General features: G+C 62.5%; 18 protein-coding genes. 11 read left to right on the plus strand and 7 right to left on the minus strand.

Features of this window, described 5'->3' with window-relative positions; all coding sequences use genetic code 11:
• The first annotated feature begins 58 nt into the window (after nt 1–58).
• The 4 genes from ercA (at nt 59) to mqo (ending at nt 6,010) form a co-directional block, all read left to right on the plus strand.
• Complete coding sequence (gene ercA, locus J3P84_RS13100; protein WP_434631300.1) at nt 59–1,216, plus strand: alcohol dehydrogenase-like regulatory protein ErcA; 1,158 nt, start codon at nt 59–61, stop codon at nt 1,214–1,216.
• Nucleotides 1,200–2,570: an ATP-binding response regulator gene (locus tag J3P84_RS13105; RefSeq protein WP_434630820.1), complete on the plus strand. Its 1,371-nt coding sequence runs from the start codon at nt 1,200–1,202 to the stop codon at nt 2,568–2,570. Before ercA ends, J3P84_RS13105 begins: the two co-directional genes overlap by 17 nt.
• A 212-nt stretch (nt 2,571–2,782) precedes the next feature.
• Nucleotides 2,783–3,988, plus strand: coding sequence for a DUF1624 domain-containing protein (locus J3P84_RS13110; RefSeq protein ID WP_434630823.1), 1,206 nt, complete (start codon nt 2,783–2,785; stop codon nt 3,986–3,988).
• A gap of 378 nt (nt 3,989–4,366) precedes the next feature.
• Nucleotides 4,367–6,010 carry a malate dehydrogenase (quinone) gene (gene mqo, locus J3P84_RS13115; protein ID WP_434630826.1) on the plus strand — a complete coding sequence of 548 codons (1,644 nt, stop codon included), beginning with the start codon at nt 4,367–4,369 and terminating at the stop codon, nt 6,008–6,010.
• A gap of 166 nt (nt 6,011–6,176) precedes the next feature.
• On the opposite strand, the gene J3P84_RS13120 is transcribed toward mqo, so the two are convergent.
• The gene (locus tag J3P84_RS13120) at nt 6,177–6,626 is read right to left on the minus strand and encodes an Rrf2 family transcriptional regulator (protein ID WP_434574027.1); all 450 of its coding nucleotides are present in this window, start codon (nt 6,624–6,626) and stop codon (nt 6,177–6,179) included.
• Between the two features lie 144 nt (nt 6,627–6,770).
• Between J3P84_RS13120 and J3P84_RS13125 the strand changes: the two genes are divergently transcribed.
• Entirely contained in the window at nt 6,771–7,670 is a 900-nt protein-coding gene (locus tag J3P84_RS13125; protein WP_434630830.1) for an NAD(P)/FAD-dependent oxidoreductase, read from the plus strand.
• A 3-nt stretch (nt 7,671–7,673) separates the two neighbouring features.
• Here J3P84_RS13125 and J3P84_RS13130 read toward each other — a convergent pair whose 3' ends face one another.
• Genes J3P84_RS13130 through J3P84_RS13140 form a run of 3 tightly spaced genes read right to left on the minus strand, consistent with a single transcriptional unit; the run spans nt 7,674 to nt 10,707 of the window.
• On the minus strand, nt 7,674–8,981 hold the full coding sequence (locus J3P84_RS13130; protein ID WP_434630833.1) for a CitMHS family transporter: 1,308 nt from the start codon (nt 8,979–8,981) through the stop codon (nt 7,674–7,676).
• Between the two features lie 53 nt (nt 8,982–9,034).
• Complete coding sequence (locus J3P84_RS13135) at nt 9,035–9,358, minus strand: AtuA-related protein (protein ID WP_434630836.1); 324 nt, start codon at nt 9,356–9,358, stop codon at nt 9,035–9,037.
• Nucleotides 9,358–10,707: an acyclic terpene utilization AtuA family protein gene (locus J3P84_RS13140; protein WP_434630839.1), complete on the minus strand. Its 1,350-nt coding sequence runs from the start codon at nt 10,705–10,707 to the stop codon at nt 9,358–9,360. Before J3P84_RS13140 ends, J3P84_RS13135 begins: the two co-directional genes overlap by 1 nt.
• Nucleotides 10,708–10,808: 101 nt before the next feature.
• On the opposite strand from J3P84_RS13140, the gene J3P84_RS13145 reads away from it, so the two are divergent.
• On the plus strand, nt 10,809–11,687 hold the full coding sequence (locus J3P84_RS13145; protein WP_434630842.1) for a LysR family transcriptional regulator: 879 nt from the start codon (nt 10,809–10,811) through the stop codon (nt 11,685–11,687).
• A 143-nt stretch (nt 11,688–11,830) separates the two neighbouring features.
• Here the strand turns inward: J3P84_RS13145 and J3P84_RS13150 are convergent, their stop codons facing one another.
• On the minus strand, nt 11,831–12,682 hold the full coding sequence (locus J3P84_RS13150) for a CAP domain-containing protein (protein WP_305500875.1): 852 nt from the start codon (nt 12,680–12,682) through the stop codon (nt 11,831–11,833).
• Nucleotides 12,683–12,876: 194 nt separating this feature from the next.
• On the minus strand, nt 12,877–13,650 hold the full coding sequence (locus tag J3P84_RS13155; protein WP_434630846.1) for an L-iditol 2-dehydrogenase: 774 nt from the start codon (nt 13,648–13,650) through the stop codon (nt 12,877–12,879).
• Between the two features lie 409 nt (nt 13,651–14,059).
• On the opposite strand from J3P84_RS13155, the gene J3P84_RS13160 reads away from it, so the two are divergent.
• From J3P84_RS13160 to J3P84_RS13170, 3 genes are all read left to right on the plus strand, one after another.
• Complete coding sequence (locus tag J3P84_RS13160; protein WP_434630849.1) at nt 14,060–15,001, plus strand: AraC family transcriptional regulator; 942 nt, start codon at nt 14,060–14,062, stop codon at nt 14,999–15,001.
• A gap of 75 nt (nt 15,002–15,076) precedes the next feature.
• Nucleotides 15,077–16,303: an RtcB family protein gene (locus J3P84_RS13165; RefSeq protein ID WP_434630852.1), complete on the plus strand. Its 1,227-nt coding sequence runs from the start codon at nt 15,077–15,079 to the stop codon at nt 16,301–16,303.
• Nucleotides 16,304–16,313: 10 nt separating this feature from the next.
• Entirely contained in the window at nt 16,314–16,949 is a 636-nt protein-coding gene (locus tag J3P84_RS13170) for a hypothetical protein (RefSeq protein ID WP_434630855.1), read from the plus strand.
• A 231-nt stretch (nt 16,950–17,180) separates the two neighbouring features.
• Here the strand turns inward: J3P84_RS13170 and J3P84_RS13175 are convergent, their stop codons facing one another.
• Nucleotides 17,181–18,953 (minus strand): sigma 54-interacting transcriptional regulator, encoded by a 1,773-nt coding sequence (locus J3P84_RS13175; RefSeq protein WP_434630858.1) that lies wholly within the window; start codon nt 18,951–18,953, stop codon nt 17,181–17,183.
• Between the two features lie 282 nt (nt 18,954–19,235).
• Here J3P84_RS13175 and J3P84_RS13180 point away from each other — a divergent pair, with 282 nt between their 5' ends.
• On the plus strand, nt 19,236–20,708 hold the full coding sequence (locus J3P84_RS13180; protein WP_434630861.1) for a benzaldehyde dehydrogenase: 1,473 nt from the start codon (nt 19,236–19,238) through the stop codon (nt 20,706–20,708).
• Nucleotides 20,709–20,754: 46 nt separating this feature from the next.
• Complete coding sequence (locus tag J3P84_RS13185; protein ID WP_434630864.1) at nt 20,755–21,522, plus strand: coniferyl-alcohol dehydrogenase; 768 nt, start codon at nt 20,755–20,757, stop codon at nt 21,520–21,522.
• The last annotated feature ends 59 nt before the right edge of the window (nt 21,523–21,581 follow it).

Raw genomic sequence — 21,581 nt, forward strand, 5'->3', positions numbered from 1 at the left:
AGGCTCAAGGTATCCCACGACAATAACAACAGGCTTACCGATGAGCCCCCCTGAAAAAATGAGCCTCAGCCCGCTGCGCAAGTTCGTTTCTCCTGAAATCATGTTCGGTGCCGGCTGCCGGCACAATGTCGGCAACTACGCCAAGACCTTCGGCGCCCGGAAGGTGCTGGTGGTCACTGACCGCGGGGTCATCGCCGCCGGTTGGGTCGGTGATGTCGAAGCCAGCCTGCAAGCCCTGGGCATCGATTACTGCATCTACAGCGACGTTTCGCCCAACCCACGGGTCGAGGAAGTCATGCTCGGCGCCGAGACGTACCGTGAAAACCACTGTGACGTGATCGTCGCGGTCGGTGGTGGCAGCCCGATGGACTGCGGCAAGGCGATCGGCATCGTTGTCGCCCACGGTCGCAGCATCCTCGAATTCGAAGGCGTCGACACCCTGCAGGTACCCAGCCCGCCGCTGATCCTGATCCCGACCACGGCCGGTACCTCGGCCGATGTGTCGCAGTTCGTGATCATCTCGAACCAGCAGGAGCGCATGAAGTTTTCCATCGTCAGCAAGGCGGCGGTGCCGGATGTGTCGTTGATCGATCCGGAGACGACCTTGAGCATGGACCCGTTCCTCTCGGCCTGTACCGGTATCGACGCGCTGGTGCATGCCATCGAGGCGTTCGTCTCCACCGGTCACGGGCCGTTGACCGATCCTCATGCGCTGGAGGCGATGCGCCTGATCAACACCCACCTGGTACAGATGATCGCCAACCCGGCCGACGTCGCCTTGCGCGAGAAAATCATGCTCGGCAGCATGCAGGCCGGGCTGGCGTTTTCCAACGCGATCCTCGGCGCGGTGCATGCCATGTCCCACAGCCTCGGTGGCTTCCTCGACCTGCCCCATGGCTTGTGCAACGCAGTGCTGGTGGAGCATGTGGTGGCGTTCAACTACAACTCGGCGCCGGAGCGTTTCAAGGTGATTGCCGAAACCCTGGGCATCGATTGTCGCGGGCTCAACCATCGACAGATCCGCACGCGGCTGGTGGAACACCTGATTGCCCTCAAGCACACCATCGGTTTCCACGAAACCCTCGGCTTGCATGGGGTGAGTACCTCGGACATTCCGTTCCTGTCGCAACACGCCATGCATGACCCGTGCATCCTTACCAATCCACGGGAGTCGAGTCAGCGGGATGTCGAGGTCGTCTATGGCGAAGCCCTCTGACGAACAGCAAAAGGCCCTCGCCGGGCTGCTGGGACTGGGCAATCATTCGACGCGCAAGAGCCATTACCCGGAGCTGGCGGCGCGTCTCGCCGAACTGGAACAGGCCCGCCAGCATCTGCAGCAACTCAACGACCAACTGGAGCAACGGGTGGCGGAGCGCACCGATGCGTTGCTGGAGGCCAACCACAACCTGCAACAGCAGATCGCCCAGCGCGAGTTGGTCGAGCAACAGCTGCGCGATGCCCGGGACGCCGCCCAGGCCGCCAATCGCAGCAAGGACAAATACCTGGCCGCCGCCAGCCACGATCTGCTGCAACCGCTCAACGCCGCGCGGTTGCTGATTGCTACATTGCGTGAACGCCAGATGCCAGCCGCCGAGCATCTGCTGGTAGAACGCACCCACCAGGCGCTCGAAGGCGCCGAGGACCTGCTCACCGACCTGCTGGATATTTCCCGGCTCGACCAGGCCGCCGTCAAACCCGACCCGGCGCCGTATCGGCTGGATGAGCTGCTCGCGCCGCTGGTGTCGGAATTCCAATCGGTGGCCGGCGCTGCGGGCCTGGAATTGCGCGTGCGATTCGCCGATGAAGCGGTGCTGACCGACTTGCGGTTAATGACCCGCATCCTGCGCAATCTGCTGAGCAACGCCTGTCGCTACACCGACCAGGGCGGCATCCTCCTGGCGGCGCGGCGCCGGGGAGGGCGCTTGAGCCTGGAGGTCTGGGACACGGGCAGGGGCATTGCCGACGATTGCCTGGAATCGATTTTCCTCGAGTTCAACCAACTGGACGTCGGCCGCGCGGCGGACCGCAAGGGCGTCGGCCTGGGGCTGGCGATCGTCGAGCGTATCGCTCATATCCTCGGCTACCGGGTGCGGGTGCGTTCGCGGCCGGGACGCGGCTCGGTGTTCAGCATCGAGGTGCCATTGTCTGCCGAAAAGCCACTGCCCCTGACCCACGCGCCTGCTCAGGCCGTCGCCGGAAACCCGTTGCCTGGGCGCCGGTTACTGGTCATCGACAATGAGCTGAGCATTTTGCAGAGCATGGCGGCACTGCTCGGGCAGTGGGGGTGCGAAGTGCTGACCGCCACCGACGAAGCGGGCGCCTTCGATGTGCTGCAAGGCCGCGCACCGGAGCTGATCCTGGCGGATTTTCACCTCGACCATGGGGTGGTCGGCTGCGAGGTGGTCAAGCACCTGCGCGAACATTTCCAGCAAGCGATCCCCGCTGTGATCATCACCGCCGACCGCAGCGACCAGTGCCGCCGTGCCTTGCGCAAGCTGAATGCGCCGCTGCTAAACAAACCGGTAAAGCCGGGCAAGTTGCGGGCGGTGTTGAGCCAGTTGCTGGGGTAGTCGGTCTTCAATTAAACCTGTGGGAGCGAGCTTGCTCGCGATAGCGGAGTGTCAGGCAAACATGTTCCGGCTGACCCACCGCCATCGCGAGCAAGCTCGCTCCCACAAAGGCATCGGAATGGATAACAATATTTTGTGTTATGTTATCCCCTTTCTTTTGGCAGGAATTCTCATTTCTGATCCTGCAAAGCCCCCGACTCCTGAGTATCGCCATGAGCCTATCCCCAAGCGCGACAAGCCCGTCCGCTGTCATCGCTCCAACCCTCGCTTCCAGTACCGCAACAACCGCGACGCGCCTGCTCGCCATCGATGCCTTGCGGGGTTTTGTCATGTTGCTGATGCTGGTCGACCATGTCCGCGAAACGTTCCTGCTGCACCGCCAGGTCACTGACCCGATCGATGCATTGAGCGTGACCCCGGACCTGTTTTTCACTCGTTTGCTCAGCACGCTCTGTGCGCCAGTGTTCATCTTCCTTACCGGTTTGTCGGCCTGGCTCTACAGCCAGAAACACACCGCCAGCGAGACTTCGGTGTTCCTGCTCAAGCGTGGTCTGTTCCTGGTGTTCCTGGAGCTCACGTTCGTCTGTTTCGCCTGGAACGCCGAGTTTCCGCCGAAGACTTTGTGGCTGCAGGTCATCTGGTGCATCGGCATCTGCATGATCGCCCTGGCGGCGTTGCTGCACTTCAAACGCAGCTGGCTGATCGTGCTGGGCGTTGCCATCGTTGCCGGGCATAACCTGTTGGATGGTGTGGTGCTGGGGCCGGACTCGCCGTTTTTCGTGCCGTGGTCGATTCTTCATCAGCGGTCGTTCATCGAGATCACCGAGTTCACCCGGGCACGCACCACCTACCCGGTGTTGCCATGGATCGGCGTGATCCTGCTGGGTTGGGCGATCGGGCCATGGTTCGGCAAGGACATCGAAGCGGCCACGCGAGTGCGGCGCCTGCTCAAGGTCGGCATCGGCTTGCTGGTGGCGTTCGTGTTTATCCGTTATCTCAACGTCTACGGTGACAAACCCTGGGTCCAGACCGGAGATGCACTGCGCACCTTCATGAGTTTCATGAGCGCGACGAAGTATCCGCCGTCGCTGATGTTCCTGATGCCGACGTTGGCGGTGGGCCTGATCCTGCTGGCGCTTTTCGAAAAAGCCCAGGCGAAGGGCAGCATCGCGATTCTGGCCATCTATGGCGGCGCGCCGATGTTTTTCTACTTGCTGCACCTCTACGTGCTGAAGGCCATGTACCTGGTGGCGGTGTTTATCTGGGGCACCAATCAGGGCGCTTATTTCGGCTTCGACCACTTGCCGATGGTCTGGTTGTGGAGCGTGTTGTTGAGCGTCGTCCTGTTTTTTCCAACGCGTTGGTTCGCAGCGTTGAAACAACGTCGGCGTGACATCGCGATCCTCAAGTACCTCTGATTTCGGGGCGGAGCGCGTATTCACGGCGCGCAACCGAGCCATTAAAACGCCGTCATTTGGTCGGCGTTTTTACCTCGAATGCAAAAATGCGCTTCGGTCTGCTTATTTCCTTCTGTAAACTCCCCCCGCTGCGACAATCGGGCACGGCCTTGGCAGGCCCGATCCAGACCGTTTTGCAGTGTCCCTCACCCAGCTGAAGCCAAGACCTACAAGAAGTCAGCGCCGGAGAGACATAAATGTGAGGCCGATATTGCTCGGCCCCTGTAGGTCCTTCCTCCAGTCCATCGATCCCCGCCTGCTGGCCATGCCGGCATGGGTGCGGACCCTGCTCGAACAGGATTGGGGGACGGAATGGCGTTCCACCCTAGGGATACACACATGTTGAAGAAAACACATACGGCGCTGCTGGGCCTGGCGATGGCGATGGGTCTTGCGACCACGCACGCCGCCGAGCCGAAAAAAGTGGATGTCTTGCTCATTGGCGGCGGCATCATGAGTTCGACCCTCGGCGTCTGGCTCAATGAGCTGGAGCCGGGCTGGACCATGGAAATGGTCGAGCGCCTGGACGGTGTTGCCGAAGAGAGCTCCAATGGCTGGAACAACGCCGGTACCGGGCACTCCGCCCTGGCCGAGTTGAACTACACGCCGGAAGACAAGAACGGCAAGGTCGACATCTCCAAGGCTATCGAAATCAACGAAGCCTTCCAGATTTCCCGTCAGTTCTGGTCCTGGCAGGTCAAGAACGGCGTGCTGAAGAACCCGCGCTCGTTCATCAACTCCACCCCGCACATGAGTTTCCTGTGGGGTGACGAGAACATCGCCTTCCTGAAGAAGCGCTACGACGCTCTCCAGGCCAGCCCGCTGTTCGCCGGCATGCAGTATTCCGAAGACCCTGCGCAGATCAGCAAGTGGGTTCCGCTGATGATGCAAGGGCGTGACCCGAGCCAGAAAGTCGCGGCCACCTGGAGCCCGCTGGGTACTGACGTGAACTTCGGCGAAATCACCCGCCAGTTCGCTGCCCACCTGCAAACCAGGCCGAACTTCTCGCTCAAGCTGTCCAGCGAAGTGGAAAACATCACTCGCAACGAGGATGGCTCCTGGCGCGTTTCGTACAAGAACCTGAAAGACGGTACCGAAACCGAGACCGACGCCAAGTTCGTGTTCATCGGTGCCGGTGGCGGCGCGCTGCACCTGCTGCAGATGTCGGACATTCCGGAAGCCCGTGAATACGCCGGTTTCCCTGTGGGCGGTTCGTTCCTGGTAACCGAAAACCCGACCGTCGCCCAGATGCACCTGGCCAAGGCGTACGGCAAGGCTTCGGTTGGCGCGCCACCGATGTCGGTTCCGCACCTGGACACCCGTGTGCTCGACGGCAAGCGCGTGATCCTGTTTGGGCCATTCGCCACGTTCTCCACCAAGTTCCTGAAAAACGGTTCGTACTTCGACCTGCTGACCAGCACCACGACCCACAACGTGTGGCCGATGACCAAGGTCGGTATCGAACAGTACCCACTAGTTGAATACCTTGCCGGCCAGCTGATGCTGTCGGATGAGGACCGCTTCAACGCGCTGAAGGAATACTTCCCGGACGCCAAGCAGGAAGACTGGCGCCTGTGGCAAGCCGGCCAGCGCGTACAGATCATCAAGCGTGACGAAGAGAAGGGCGGCGTGCTGAAACTCGGTACCGAAGTCGTCGCTTCCCAGGACGGCAGCATCGCCGGCCTGCTGGGTGCCTCGCCAGGCGCCTCGACCGCTGCACCGATCATGCTGAGCGTGCTTGAGAAGGTCTTCAAGGACAAGGTAGCCACCCCGGCCTGGCAGGAAAAACTGCGCCAGATCGTACCGAGCTACGGCACCAAGCTGAACGACAATCCTGAGCGCGTCGCACAGGAATGGGCCTACACCAGCGAAGTCCTGCAACTGGATCCGCCTCCGGCTATCGGCAAGCCAGGCACCGCGGTAGCACCGGCCCAACCGGCTGCTCCTCGCGAGGCCAACCCAGCGGCCGACATGGCGCTGTAAACCGGACGCTGTCTGGTGAGGTACAAAAACGCCGCTCATTGAGCGGCGTTTTCATTTGCAGGCTAGGCCCACCTGTGGGAGCGAGCCTGCTCGCGAAAGCGTTGTGTCAGTTTGCTTAAATGTCGAGTGTGCTGCCTCTTCGCGAGCAGGCTCGCTCCCACAGGGATCAGTGGTGAGGCTCGACCTCGTGGGCGCCCCGAAACCGCGCATCAAAGTCCTCGGCCAACTGCGCCAGGGTAATGCTGCCCAGACGCTTGAGCAGCAACGCCTGGGCCTCGTCGAAGGCGTCCGTCAGCGCTGCGTTCACCGCTTGTTCCACCAGGCATTGCGGGTGGTCGGTCGACAGGCCAAGCGCAAAGATCGACGTGCTGCCCAACGCTTGATGAATATCCAGCAGCGTCATCTCCGAAAGCGGCTTGGCCAGGGCCCAACCCCCGCGATGGCCTTTTTCCGACGTGACGTAACCCTGTTCCTTGAGCAATGCCATGGTCCGGCGCACCACCACCGGGTTGGTGCCGAGCATCTGCGCGAGGGTGTCGGAGGTGGCGGATTGCTGGTGGCGGTCCATGTGGATCAATACATGGAGCATGCGGGACAGGCGTGTGTCGTTTCTCATCGGACTGACAGATTCCATTGCTGGGGCATGTGGGAGTATTACCCGTAATCGCAAAAGTTACGAGACTGTTGACAGCGGCTTTTCAAGAAACTTACGATGTGTCGAGACTTGCCGTGCCATCGAAACCACTCTTGGAGATCGCCCATGGAATACGACGTCATCATTACAGGCGGCAGCTATGCCGGTATGTCCGCGGGTTTGCAACTGGCCCGCGCCCGGCGCAAGGTGCTGGTGATCGACGCGGGCGAGCGTCGCAACCGCTTCGCCGCGACATCCCATGGTTTTCTCGGGCAGGACGGTCGTGCCCCGGACGATATAGCCGGCGACGCCCATGTTCAGCTCATGGCGTACCCGACGGTTGAATGGGTTCGCGACACCGCGACCCAAGCCAGCAGGGATGCCGAAGCTTTTATGGTCGAGACCGCAAACGGCCTGCGTTACCGTTCTCGCCGGCTGTTGCTGGCCACAGGCGTGATTGATGACTTGCCCGACGTGCACGGGCTGACTGAGCGCTGGGGCAAAAGCGTCTTCCATTGCCCGTATTGCCACGGCTACGAGTTGGACCAAGGGCCGATCGGCGTTCTCGCAACCTCGCCGATGTCACTGCACCACGCCCTGATGCTGCCTGACTGGGGGCCGACGACGTTCTTCACCAATGGCGTGCTGGAGCTTGATCCGGAGCAACAGGCGAGCCTCGATCAGCGTGGCGTCACCGTGGTGACCGAGCGAGTGGCGCGTATCGAAGGCGAGCGGGCCGACGTGGTATTGGCCAGCGGTCGGGTGGTCGCCATCGACGGCCTGTTCGTCTTGCCGCGTACGCGGGTTGCCAGTCCACTCGCGGCAGCCCTGGGCTGCGCGTTTGAAGAGGGTCCGCTTGGCGCGTTCATCCAAAGCGACGCGATGACCCGGGAAACCAGCGTGCCGGGCATATTTGCCTGCGGCGATGCGGCCATGCCGTTCGGCTCGGTCGCGCTGGCCGTTGGCGATGGGGTGAGGGCGGGCTCCGGGGTGCATCGGTCGCTGATCTTCCAAGCCCACCCTTGAGTTTCAGACTTGTACAGCCCCGGTTGCCACGGCAAAGGCGAGCATTACCAGGCTGACGCCCCAGGCCCAGAAAAACGTATAGGCCATGTGCTTGCGCAACTCTACGCCGGACAGTGCCAGGGCCAGATACACGCTGGGTACCACCGGGCTGATGGAGAAGCCGGTGTTCTCACCGATCAGCATGGCCCGGGCCACCGCTTCGAGAGGAACGCCAGCGGCGATGGCGACGTCCTTGATCACTGGCAGCAGGGCGAAATAGTAGGCGTCCGGCGAGAAGATCATTCCAAGCGGGACGCCGAAGAACCCGACAATCACATGCAGGTATTGGGCAGCACCGGCGGGCAGAATGTCGATCAGCGCCAAGGCCATGCCGTCTGACATCTTCGCTCCGGAGAGCACGCCCAGCAGCACGGCGGCGGCCATCATCACCAGAACCATCTGTAACGCATCGGACGCATGGGCCTTGAGGCGTTCGGCCTGGGCGTCGAGGGGTGGGAAGTTCAAGGGCAGGGCGATGCCCAATCCGACCATGAAACAGGCGTACAGCGGAAAGATACCGGTGAACAGGCACAGCAGAATGCCGCCGGTCAGGGCCACATTCAGCCAGTAGCGCAGCTGCCGGGGAGAGAGACTGAATTCGCGGCTTTGCATTTGCAGGTCGTCCATGCCACGCGTCGCGGCCGCGCCCAGCGACATCGGTTGGCGCCGCTGGGCGCGCGACCCCAGTATCGTCGCCACCCCGAGCATGCACACCAGGCCCACCATCTGCACCGGCAGCAACCCCAGCCACAGCTCGGTGGCATCGAGCCCCGACACGGCAGCGGCCCGCGCAGTCGTCCCGCCCCAAGGCACCATGTTGATGACCCCGGCCGTGGTCCCCACCAGGCACAACAGCATCGTCGGGCTCATGTTCAGGCGCTTGTACAAGGGCAGCAGTGCCGGGATCGTCAGCAGGAACGTCGCGGCGCCGACGCCGTCAAGATGCACCACTGAAGTCACCAGAACGGTAACCAGCGCCACCGCCAGGGGCTTGCCGCCCGTGCTGCGGATCAACAGGTTGACCAGCGGATCGAACAGCCCACGGTCGCGCATGATGCCGAAGAACAGGATGGCAAACAGAAACAGCGCGGCGGTCGGCGCGACGGTGACCAGGCCGGCCTTGATGAACTCGCCGATCTGCGCGAGGTTGAAGCCGGCGAGCAGGCAGACGACCACGGGAAGGGTGGTGAACGCCACCACCGGACTGATCCGGCGCAGCAATATCAGCCCGATAATGGCAAGCATCATCAGGAAACCCAGGGTTGTAATCATGTTGCAGCCTCTCTTTTTATTGTTGTCGGATGGTGTTGCAGGCGGCGAATCGGTCAGTCTTCCGGTCCCGGCAGGCGCAAGGCCAGGAGCAGGTAGCTCAGGCTTTTTCCATGGCGGTCGAGACCGCAGCTTCGATTCACGCCGCCTTCCAGGGCGTCCTCGAGCACGAAGTTCAACGCCTTCAGGTTCGGCAGTTCATAGCGATGCACCCTGGAGGGCTGGCGCGTCGCGAACTGCTCGGCGACGCGCTCGCAGCTCAGCACCCGAAGCAGCCAGGGATAATGGGCCGGGTCGTGGGGAAATACCGCGATGCTGAGGATATTGCCTTTGTCGCCGGCACGGGCGTGGGCGAAGTCGGCTAGGGTGACCAGGCTCATCAGTACCACTCCAGGGCTGTATGGATTTCATCACGCGGCAGCAGGAAGCTGCGGGTGGTAACGGCTTCTGCGAGGTGGCGCCGGACGCCACCGCCGCCAGCCGGTCCGTTGGTGTAGAGCGACTCGACTTCTGCCAGGAGGGTTTCGAGCAGCGATCGGTCGGTGTGGGTCAGGCCGATACGCACCCGCACGTCCTCCAGCAAAGGCGCCTGGGCCAGGTGTTTTTGCAGATAACGGCCACCCTGGTCGTTGAACAGGCTGGCGACTCCCGACAGGTCGATCCAGGGCTGTACACCTGGCGCCAGACGATCGAAACGCTGCAGCAGGATGTCGCGCGCCAGGGCGGCACGCGCCACGGCACCGGGGCCTGCATAGGAAATCTCGGCCTCGCCGAACCAGAGTCCGCGCATCCCCGCCAGGCCCTTGAGGGTGTCGGGGCGCGGATGGCCGATCACACCAGTGACTTCCACCCGGTCGTTCCCCAGGTCCTGTACGTGAGCCGCGCCCAGATCCAGCACGACGTCCGGCGTCAGATAACGTCGCGGGTCATGGACTTCGTAAAGCAATTGCTCCTTGACGGTCTGCTCGCTGACTCGTCCGCCGCTGTTGCGCGTCTTGCCGATGATCAAGCGGCCGTCCTGTTGAATTTCGGCGATCGGGCAGCCAAGGTTGGCCGGATCCGGGATGTCCTTCATTCCGGGATGGGCGAAATAGCCGCCAGTGACCTGGGCACAGCATTCCAGCAGGTGCCCGGCGGCGGTCGCGACGGCCATTTTTTGCCAATCGTCGGCCTTCCAACCCAACCCATGGCGGATCGCGCCTACCGCCAGGGACGGATCCGCAACCCGGCCACACAGCACGATGCCAGCGCCCTCGGCCAGTGCCTGGACGATGCCGTCGGCCCCGGTGTAGACGTTCACCGAAACAGGCTGTTCATCGGCACTCGACGACAGCCATCGTTCATAGCGCGGAGGCGTTTCTTCGAGCAGGTCGTCGCCCAGTACGCAGGCGATTTTCAGCGCCGGGAAACGGCCGGCCAATTCGTCGCGCAACCGTTGCGCGGCGGCCCTGGGGTTGGCTGCGCCGCCGTTGGTGATGATCGCAATGCCGGCTTCGATGCAAATGTCCAGCATGGGTTCGAGGAAGTCGAACAGGCGCGCGGAGTAGCCCGACCGTGGATCGAGGCGCTTGCGCAATTGCGCCTCGGCGAGGGTCCGTTCAGCCAGCAGCTCCAGCATGATGTAGCGCTGGCCGCTGCGTTGCGCCATGTCCTGGGCCAGGCGTAGCGCGGCGTCGGGCCGATCATTGGCAAAACCTGCGCCACACCCGACGAGAATTGTTTTTGTCATGTTCGTGTTCCACTGAAGGGTGGCCCCATAGTGGAGAGACAGAATTAATCTGTGAATTTTAAAGATAGAATCAATTGATCCAGTAATTTTATGAGCCGGTCATGAACGTTTCTTTCCGACAGCTTCGAGCCTTCATCCTCATCGCCGAGACTTCAAGCTTCACCCGCACCGCGGAACAGTTGCATCTGTCACAACCGGCGCTGAGCTACAGCATCCGCAAACTGGAAGAAAGCATGGGGTTGCAGCTGCTTGCGCGTAATACCCGCAGCGTCGAGTTGACGCCAGCCGGCGAGCATTTCCTGCCCCAGGCCAGGCGCATGCTGCGGGACATGGACGATGCCGTGCGCGATGCTCGCGACACCTTGAGCCTGAGTCGCGGCACGCTTCGGCTCGCGGCGTTGCCCACGGCTGCCGCGTCGTTTCTGCCGATCGCCATGGCTGCTTTCCAGCGTGAAAACCCCGGCGTGACGGTGAGCCTGCTGGATGGCCGCGCCGGAGAGATCCTCGGCTGGGTGCAGCGCGGCGAGGTAGACGCCGGCATCAGTTCGCTGCCTGACGACCTGTCTGGGCTGAGCTTCGAGCGCCTGCTGGATGACAATCTGGTACTGCTGAGCCACAAGCCCTCGCAGGGTGACGGCCAGGAGGAGTGGACGCAGCAGCCCTACATTGCCCTGACGCCTGATACGAGCATCCGGCCTTTGGCTGACGCGGCGCTGCGCTATTTGAACGTGGATGCAGTCCCAGCCTGGGAGGTGGCGCATATGAGCACGGCCACGGCGCTGGTACGGGAGGGGCTGGGATTCTCTTTATTGCCGGCCAGTTGCACGGCGGTGTTCAACATCGGCGAACAGTGCGCTGTAACCCCGATCGATCAGCCGGCCAAGCGTTCGATCGGGCTGTTGCAGCGCAAGCCGGTGGCACAATCGCCGTCGTTGAGCCAGTTCATGGGACATGTGCGGCGGGTTTTGCGGGGGGGGTGAGGCGGGCGCTTGATGTGGGGCCGTCTGCCGCCTTCGCGAGCAGGCTCGCTCCCACATTGATTGCGGCGTACCCGAATGACGCTTCAGGTGCTCTTCTGTGGGAGCGAGCCTGCTCGCGAAGGCGCAAGCCCGGTCAGCACCGGTCATTGAGTACCGAACATCGCCGTCCAGTAGATCCCCGCGTCACTTTTCGGGTCCACCGCATACCCGGCTCCCAGTTCGCGAAATTGCGGGTTCATCAGGTTGGCACAATGCCCGGGGCTGGCCAGCCAGCCGTCCACCACTTTCAAAGCCGTGTCTTGCCCAGCGGCGATGTTTTCGCCGATGGCCTGGCCCAGATAGCCGGCCAGTTCGGCGCGGTCGCCGGGCGTGCGGCCATCGCGGTCCTTGTGGTCGAAGAAGTTGTTGTTGGCCATGGCTCGGGTGTGATTCACCGCCGCCAGGGCCAGGGTGGCGTTCCAGGCCAGTGGAGTGGTCGCGGTGTAGGCCTCGGTGCCGCAGCGGCGCGGTTGCGCGCGGGCGCTGTTGATGAGTTTGAGCAGTTTCTGGCCTTCGGCTTGCCAATCGCCCAGTCGCGCCGACAACAGCGGGCGAGCCAGCACGATGCGCCATTCGCGGTCCAGTCGGCTGACACCGACGTCAATGAACTGCGGGTCCAGCACGACCTGGCAGAAACTTTCCTGCACGGCCTTCATCGCCGCTTGCGCGTCGCGCGGCCCGGACAGGCTGATCGCTTGCACGTTGACCATCGGATAGGCCGCCCGGGCCAACGCCTGTTGCAGATCGCCGATGCCATTGGCCGACAGGATCAACCGCGAATCCATCGCCAGCGGCGGCAGCTCCAGGGACGCCTGGCCGGCGCAGCTCTGGGACTGGCTGCGGTAGAGGTTGATGGACTCGACCAGTTTCGTCTCTTCGGTGGCTACCGCACTGACGGCGAACGTCAGCCCCAGCGACAGCGCGGCAAGACGCATGACGGAAAAAATCGCACGCATGTAAATCTCCCTTGAGCGGACGGCGCCTATGATGCGCAATTTTTGCCCCGCTGGGGCAACGGTATTCACGCTCTCTTGAAATCCCAGGGACGGCACCGTTTGGTACCGTTCGGGACGCTCCTCAAGTAGTGGGATCAATTTTCAGGCGAATAGGTCCATTTTCATCGTCTCAAGGCCGTAAAACCTGCGATGCGTCAGCTCATCCAGTTACCGCCGTCGACGTTATAGGTCTGCGCCACCACGTATTCGCTGTCAGCCGAGGCCAGGAAAACCGCCATGCCGACGAGGTCCTGGGCAGTACCCATCCGGCCATAGGGGACCTGCTGAGCGACCTGACGCTTCTTTTCCCCCAGGGTCAGGTTCTCGTGGCGCGCAAACAGCGCGTCGACGCCGTCCCAGTGCTCGCCATCCACCACGCCAGGAGCGATGGCGTTGACGTTTATCCGATGCTTGATCAAGTCCAACCCGGCGGACTGGGTCAGGCTGATCACCGCCGCCTTCGAGGCGCAATAGACCGCCACCAAGGCCTCGCCACGCCGGCCGGCCTGGCTCGCCATGTTGATGATCCTGCCGCCGTGGCCCTGGCGGATCATCTGCCGGGCGGCGGCTTGCAGCGTGAACAGGGCGCCGGCCACGTTGATGGAGAACAGCCGCTCATAGCTCTGCCGGGTGATTTCGACGATGGGCGCCAGATCGAACAGCGCCGCGTTGTTGATCAGGATGTCCAGCTTGCCCGCCCGGGCGACGACTGCCTCGATCGCCTGGTCGATCGAGACCTGGTCCGTCACGTCCATCCTTAACGCGTAGGCGTTGTCGCCCAGTTCGCTGGCGGTGGCCTGGGCCCGGTCCAGATCGATATCGGCAATCGCCACCGTCGCGCCTTCGTCGATATAGGCCTGGGCGAATGTCCTGCCGATGCCACGGGCGGCACCGGTTATCAGCGCGCTTTTTCCTTGCAGTCGTTTCATGGGGAATGGTCCTGTTCTGGTAACAAAAATGAAGGTCGGTGGCTCTTGTGGCGAGGGAGCTTGCTCCCGCTGGGTTGCGCAGCAACCCCAAAAACGGCCAATGCGTTTCGTCAGGTAAACCGCATTAACCGGTTTTACGACTGCTGCGCAGCCGAGCGGGAGCAAGCTCCCTCGCCACGGGTATTGGATGAACCGTCATTGCTTGGGCAGCAGGACGGATCCGCCGTGTCGATGGCGATTACAGCAGTGCCATTGAAGGTCGACAAACACGCAGAGGATCCCTGCGTGATACTTTTTTAACTGACCAACATGGCGGTAAAAAAAGTATCAGTGGAGCGTCAGAGCGAAGCTGGCGGACCGCTGGGCACCCGGCGTAAGGTGCGGTCCATAACGATAAGAGAGGCGCAACATGCCTGATCACCGAACGCTCCTTTACGGCCAGCAGCCGCCCGAGCTGGAAGTCATCCTGCCGGAGCCGGAGAACAGCTTCCGCTGGTACGAGCATGACTATCCTTATCCCATGGCGCGCTGGAATCACCACCCGGAGTTTGAAATTCACTTGATCCGTCGGGGCAGTGGCAAGCTGTTGGCGGGTGACTACATCGGCCCGTTTGGGCCCGGCCATGTGGCGATGATCGGTCCGGACCTGCCCCACGACTGGATGGGCGACCTAGCGCCTGGCGAGCATCTGGCTGGGCGCGACGTGGTGTTGCAGTTTGACGGAGCCACCCTGATGGCCCTGCGTCAGACACTGCCGGAACTGGGAAACCTGCAACGCCTGTTCGACCAGGCACGCCGTGGCCTGGCCTTTAGCGGCGACACCGCGCGGCACGCGGCGCACCTGCTCGAAGCGATCGGCCCGGCCCAGGGGCTGGCGCGGCTGGCGCTGTTTTTCCAACTACTCGACACCCTTGGCCGCGCCTGCGAAAGCGATGTCTTCTGCCTGGCCAGCCCTTGCTACGCGCCGACGCTCGATGAGCGCAGCTCGGCGCGCATTCAGAAAGCCTTCGAATATTTGCAAGCCGAATTGACCGGCGACCTGCGTCTGTCGGTGATCGCCCGGCAACTGGGCATGAGCGAACCTGGTTTTTCTCGCTTCTTCAAGCGCATCACCGGCCACGGATTCATCGACCTGATGCGCAAGCTCCGGGTCCAGCGCGCCTGCCGGCTGCTTTCGCAGAGCGAAATGGCGGTGACTGACATCTGTTTTGAGGTGGGCTACAACAACCTGTCCAACTTCAATCGGCATTTCCGCATTGAGATGAACCAGACGCCCAGCGACTATCGCCGGGGCGTTATTTCCGGCTCGCCACATCCAGACACGCACCCGCATTCGACAAATCCTCGCTGAATCTGCGTTCATGCCCAGTGTCGAAATTGTGAGCCGGCAATCAAGCGCGGCTCGTCATTGAACAGAACCGCGACCATGCACCAGAAAACCTACGAATTGCTGGAAGTCGCCAACGGCAAGCCCATCAAACTCTGGACCCAGGGCGTGCCGGTGGAGGCCGAAGCTCGCCAGCAATTGCTGAACACGGCAAAAATGCCATTCATTTTCAAACACCTGGCGGTGATGCCCGATGTGCACCTGGGCAAGGGCTCGACCATCGGCAGCGTGATCCCGACCGTAGGCGCGATCATTCCGGCGGCAGTGGGGGTGGATATTGGTTGCGGCATGATCGCCGCGCGCACTTCGCTCGATGCCGCCGATTTGCCGGACAGCCTCCAGGCCCTGCGCAGCGCTATCGAAAAAGCCGTGCCCCATGGGCGCAGTCTCAGCCATGGCGGACGCGACAAGGGCGCCTGGAGCAACGTCCCACGCGAGGCTGACCAGGCGTGGGTCGCGCTGGCTGCGCGCTTCAAGGCGATTACCGACAAATACCCGAAGCTGGCCCGGACCAACAACCGGCAGCATCTGGGTACGCTGGGCAGCGGTAATCATTTCATTGAAGTGTGCCTGGATGAGGCCAATCGGGTCTGGTTCATGTTGCACAGCGGTTCCCGGGGCGTGGGCAATGCCATCGGCAATCTGTTCATCCAGTTGGCCCAGGCCGACATGCGCCAGCACCTCGCCAATCTGCCAGACCGTGACCTGGCCTACTTCGAGGAGGGCAGCCGGCATTTCGACGATTATGTCGAAGCGGTGGGCTGGGCCCAGGATTTCGCCCGGCAGAATCGGGCCTTGATGATGGACGCGGTGATACGCGCCGCCCGGCAGGTCATCGGCAAACCGTTCGAAGTGGCGCTGGAAGCGGTGAATTGTCATCACAACTATGTGCAGAAGGAGCGACACTTCGGACACGACGTACTGGTGACGCGCAAGGGCGCGGTGTCGGCCAGGAAAGGCGAGTTGGGTATCATCCCCGGTTCGATGGGCGCCAGGAGCTTTATCGTGCGCGGCCTGGGCAACGAGCAATCGTTTTGTTCGTGTAGCCACGGTGCCGGCCGGGTCATGAGCCGGACCGAGGCGAAAAGGCGTTTCAGCGTCGAGGATCAGGTCCGCGCGACCGCCCATGTGGAATGCCGGAAAGACGCTGCGGTGATTGATGAAATTCCGATGGCATACAAAGACATAGACAAGGTAATGCATGCACAACGTGAACTTGTCGAAGTGCTGCATACGCTGCGTCAGGTCGTGTGCGTGAAAGGTTAGCGGAGCCAGCATGTTGAGCATTGTCGAGCAGGCAGCCAGTGAAGCGTTGCGCCAGCGAATGGAGGCGGCCGGTTGCGCTTTCGAATTCCTGGCGCTTGCTCCCGAGGCGGATGTAATCGTCGATCAGTCGCTGCACCGCCAGGCCGTGGACCGACTGTTCCAGCACATCGAGGCACAATGGCTTGAACGAGATCGCCAACTGCGCCTTGATCCGCGCTATGCCGATATCGCCCCACCGAGCATGCACTGGGACCTGAGCAAGGCCGTTCCCAAGGCGCTGGGTCAGGATCAGGTCATTCGCCTCATGCGCGCGAGAAAGACTGAACGCAACCCGCAAGCCTATGCCTTGTACGACGCGTTTTGCGAGCCGCCCTACAGCACCCGCTTCAACAACGACACGCCCCAGGCGCTGTTCAAAGAGTGGCTCGATTTGCTGGGGCTTGTGCCGGATAGCGGCGTGGTGGTGCTGGACTGGGTCGAAAACTTCAACTTCAACGGATTGGCCAGCGACGAGCCCGATCCCGCCCGGGATCCCTGGAGCGACTATTTCGATGATGGCCTGGAGTGGTGGGGGGTGTGGTGCCTGAGCATCTGGAATCCCGAGCGCCGGACCCTGGGTGTGCTGACGGCGAGCACGACGGATTAAAGGCCTCAATATCGGGCGCAGATACAGAACTGTGGCTAGGGTTCCACACAGCGCGGTCGCGTATTGAACCAGGCTCCGTGGCGAGGGGATTTATCCCCGCTGGGCTGCGCAGCGGCCCTAAAGCAGTTAACTCAATCTGCCTGGGACTACCGAGTAGTCCAGTTTTGGGGGCCGCTGCGCAGCCCAGCGGGGATAAATCCCCTCACCACAGGTTTGGTGCCAGTTCTGTGTTCAGTCTGGCTTACCGCGTTGGTGTTTCTTCAACCGGTAGGCAAACTGCGCCCGGCTCAAGCCCAGTGACCTGGCTGCCGCCGCCAGGTTGCCGCTGTTCAGTTGCAGGGCTTCGTTGATCAGGCGCGACTCCAGGCCATCGATGGAGAAGTCCGCGTCCCATTGGCTCAGGGACGGCAACAACGGCGCCTTCGCCGTGGCGTCGCTCGCGGCCGGCGCCAATGACGTGAGCCCGCCATTGCCGTCCACCGAATACGCATCCGCCGGCAATCGCTCGTCGCGAAACAGATGCACCAGATCAATGGCCTGGCCTTCTTCACTGGCAATCAAGCCGCGCTCGATGAGGTTCTGCAGTTCCCGCACGTTGCCTGGGAAGTCGTAGCGCAGCAGCATCTTCAAGGCGCGCATGGTCAGGCCCACCGGTGTACGACCGTATTCCCGGCAGAAGCGCTTGAGGAAGGCATTGATCAGCAACGGTATGTCATCGCGGCGATCGCGCAAGGGCGGGAGGGCAATGGGATAGACGTTGAGCCGGTAGAACAGGTCTTCGCGAAACTCGCCTTGCGCCACGGCTTTGCGCAGATCGAGGTTGGTCGCCGCGACCACTCGCACGTCGACCTTGATGGCATGGCCGCCACCGACCCGCTCGATTTCCCGCTCCTGCAACGCGCGCAAAAGCTTGCCTTGGCCGGCCAGGCTCAGGCAGGTGATTTCATCGAGGAACAACGTGCCGCCATCGGCCCGCTCGAAACGGCCGGGGCGTGAATGGGTGGCGCCGGTATAGGCACCGCGCTCGACGCCGAACAGCTCGGCTTCGATCAGGTTGTCGGGAATGGCCGCGCAGTTGAGGGCGATGAACGGCCCCTGGCGGCGCCGGCTCAATTGGTGCAGCTGACGGGCGAACATTTCCTTGCCCACGCCAGACTCGCCGGTGACCAGCACGGTGGCCGGTGTCAAGGCGACCCGTTGCAGAGCCAGCGTCGCCGCGTTGAACGCCGCACTGGCGCCAATCAGCGGTTGTTCGCTGTCAGGCAGCGGATCACTGGCAGCCATTGGGTCGGGCCTGGCGTCGGACGGCAAAGGCGCCGCCGGCTGTGAGGCATTGAGGTAGCTCAGGTCGCGCTCGATATCGCCCCATTGCTCAGCGGTCTTGCCGACGACACGACAGCGCTCATGCCCCATGCCCCGGCATTCCACTTCGCGAAAGACCACCAGTTGCCCGAACAACCCGCTGACGAAGCCGATCGCGTACCCCAGCTCTGTCCAGCACACCGGATCCTGCCCGGTGCCATAGGCGGCGATGTGTTCGTCGGCTTCGCAGGAGTGGTGCCAGAGAAATTCCCCCTCGTAGAACCCCGATTCCGCATCGAACTTGAAATGCAGCGGCTCGACCTTGGTCATGCCTTCGAGGGTATGCAGGTGCGTGCCTGCGCGAAACACCGCGGCTGCGTCGGCGTGGGGCCAGCGTTCACGAATCAGCCGGGCGTCCCGGGCGCCGGAGCAATAGCCGGTGCGGGTGAGCATGCCCCGGGCCTGCTCCAGCCCCTGGCGCTCGATGATTTCCCGACGCAACGCGCCGAAGGACGAACTGTGCAGCAACAACATGCGTTGGTCGTTGAGCCAGATACGCCCGTCATCGGGGGAGAAAAACAGGCAGTTGGTCAGTTCTGCCGGGGTTGGCGAGCTGCTGTCGCTCAGTTCCTTGCTATCGCCGCGTGGACGAAAAGGCTCGGCAGCGATCCGCTCCGGCAGCGGACAGTGGGGATTATTCATTGTTATTGCCCCTGAGGTGGTAGTCGAAATGAACACCTGGTCAGATAGTTATTAAGCATAACTTTATCAAATGAACAAGTGGCGATCGGCCAGCGGCTGGTTCGACGCCAGCAACGCTGCCCTTTGCCAGCCGGAGAGCCTTGATCCAGAGCCTTGCGCCAAGTTTGTGCAGGACCGCGGGTGAATTCGGCACACGGCTTGCTCAGCCACTCCTACGGCGTTTGCGCCAGCGTCGGCAAGGCGTGGCAAACGATGACAACAACAAAGAGCCGGGAGCTTTAAATGTCTGCATCCGAAAACCACCTGCTAGCCCAGGTGATCGCGTCCGAATGTGTCTTCAACGGGAATTGGGTGCCTGCCTCGGGCCCGTTGCTGACCATCATCGAGCCGGCCACCGGTGAGGCGCTGATGCGCAGTGCTTCGGCCGATGCTGCCGATATCGCCAAGGCCAGTCGCGATGCGGCCCTGGCGCAACCGGCCTGGGCCGCCCTCGGTCCACGGGAACGGGCGGCGATCTTTCGCAAGGCGGCTGACGTCGCCGAACGCTCCTTCGCGGAACTGGCGCTGTACGTCGCACGGGAAACCGGCGCGGCATTGTTCAAGGGCCAACACGAGGTGCGCGAGGCGATCGTGCTGTTGCATCAGGCCGCCGGCATGCTGTCTCAGGCTCATGGCGTGGTGCTGCCCAGCGAGGCAGGGCGCCTGTCTTATGCGCGGCGCTTGCCCCATGGTGTGATCGGAGTGATCTCGCCGTTCAACTTTCCCCTGGTATTGTCGATGCGCTCCGTGGCGCCGGCCCTGGCGGCGGGCAATGCGGTGGTGCTCAAGCCGGATCCGCAGACGCCGGTCAGTGGCGGCTTTCTGATTGCCCGTCTCTTCGAAGCCGCGGGCCTGCCCAAGGGCTTGTTGCAGGTATTGCCCGGTGCGGCCGACGCCGGGGAAGCGCTGTGCCGTGATCCCAACGTCAAGATGATCGCCTTCACCGGTTCCACCGGCGCCGGTCGCAAGGTGGCCGAAGTGGCCGGGCGCAACCTCAAGAAAGTCGCGCTGGAGCTGGGCGGCAAAAACCCCTTGATTGTCCTCGAAGACGCCGACCTGGACCTCGCGGCCCGCAATGCGGCCTGGGGCGCCTGGTTGCATCAGGGGCAGATCTGCATGGCCACCGGGTTGATCCTCGCCCATGAGTCGATTGCTCAGGCCCTCATTCAGAAACTGGTGGATAAAGCCCAGGCGTTGACGGTCGGCAACGCCGCCCGCGAGGAAGCCGCGCTCGGACCGTTGATCAACCAACGCCAGTTGCAGCGCGTGCACGACATCGTCAATGACAGCGTGCGCGCGGGGGCGAGGCTGGAAACCGGCGGTAACTACGACCGTTTGTTTTATCAACCGACCGTGCTCAGCGGCGTGAAGCCGGGCATGCGTGCCTTCGAGGATGAAGTCTTCGGTCCGGTGGCGAGCGTGGTCAGTTTCGCCAGCGACGAGGAAGCCATCGAGCTGGCCAATCGCAGCGAGTACGGCCTGTCGGCGGCGGTCATTTCACCCTCGGTGGGCCGGGCCATGGCGATTGGCGAGCGATTGCAGTGCGGCATGCTGCACATCAATGACCAGACTGTCGCCGACGAGTGCATCAACCCGTTCGGTGGGCGCGGCGCTTCGGGCAATGGCGGCAGCGTCGGCGGCCCGGCGGACTGGGACGAGTACACCCAGTGGCAGTGGGTCACGGTCAAGGACAAGGCGCCTGTCTATCCGTTCTGACCGGTCGGTTTCAACGGGGCAGATAAAAATAACAAGAGGATTCAACATGAAACTCGACAACAAAATTGTACTGGTGACCGGCGTCTCGTCGGGCATCGGTGCCGCCACGGCGAGCCTGCTGCGTGCCCACGGCGCCCGGGTGATCGGCGTGGACCTCAAGGCGCCGCACCAGACCCTGGACGGTTTTGTACAGGGTGACCTGAGCAGCGCCGAGAACATCGACCGCCTGCTGCCGCAGCTACCCGCACGGTTCGATAGCCTGTGCAATATTGCCGGGGTGCCGGGCACCGCCAATCCGCAACTGCTGGCGCGGGTCAACTACCTCGGGTTGCGCCACTTCAGCCAGGCGTTGCTGCCACGCATCAATGCGGGCGGGAGCATCGTCAATATCGCCTCGATCCTTGGCGCCGAATGGCCGCTACGCGTAGAGCAGCACAAGGCGCTGGCGCGCAGCGAAGGGTTTGCCGCCGGGCAAGCCTGGCTGGCTGACCACCCGGTGCCGGACCAGACCTGCTACCAGTATTTCAAGGAAGCCTTGATCGTCTGGACCTACCTGCAGGCCCAACCCTGGTTCCTGGAGCATTCGGTGCGCATGAACTGTGTCGCGCCGGGGCCGGTCTTCACGCCCATCCTCGACGACTTCGTGAGCATGCTCGGCGAGGCTCGGACCCAGGCCGATGCCCATCGCATGAAGCGTCCCGCCTACGCCGATGAGGTAGCGGCGGTGATCGCCTTCCTGTGTGCCGACGAGTCGCGCTGGATCAACGGCGTCAACCTGCCCGTCGATGGTGGATTGGCCTCCACCTACGTTTGAGAACCCAAGCCGCCACCCGAGCGGGTGGCGGCAAAGCCATGCCAAACAATAACAATAAT

Source organism: Pseudomonas sp. Z1-29 (assembly GCF_051131995.1).
Classification (GTDB): domain Bacteria; phylum Pseudomonadota; class Gammaproteobacteria; order Pseudomonadales; family Pseudomonadaceae; genus Aquipseudomonas.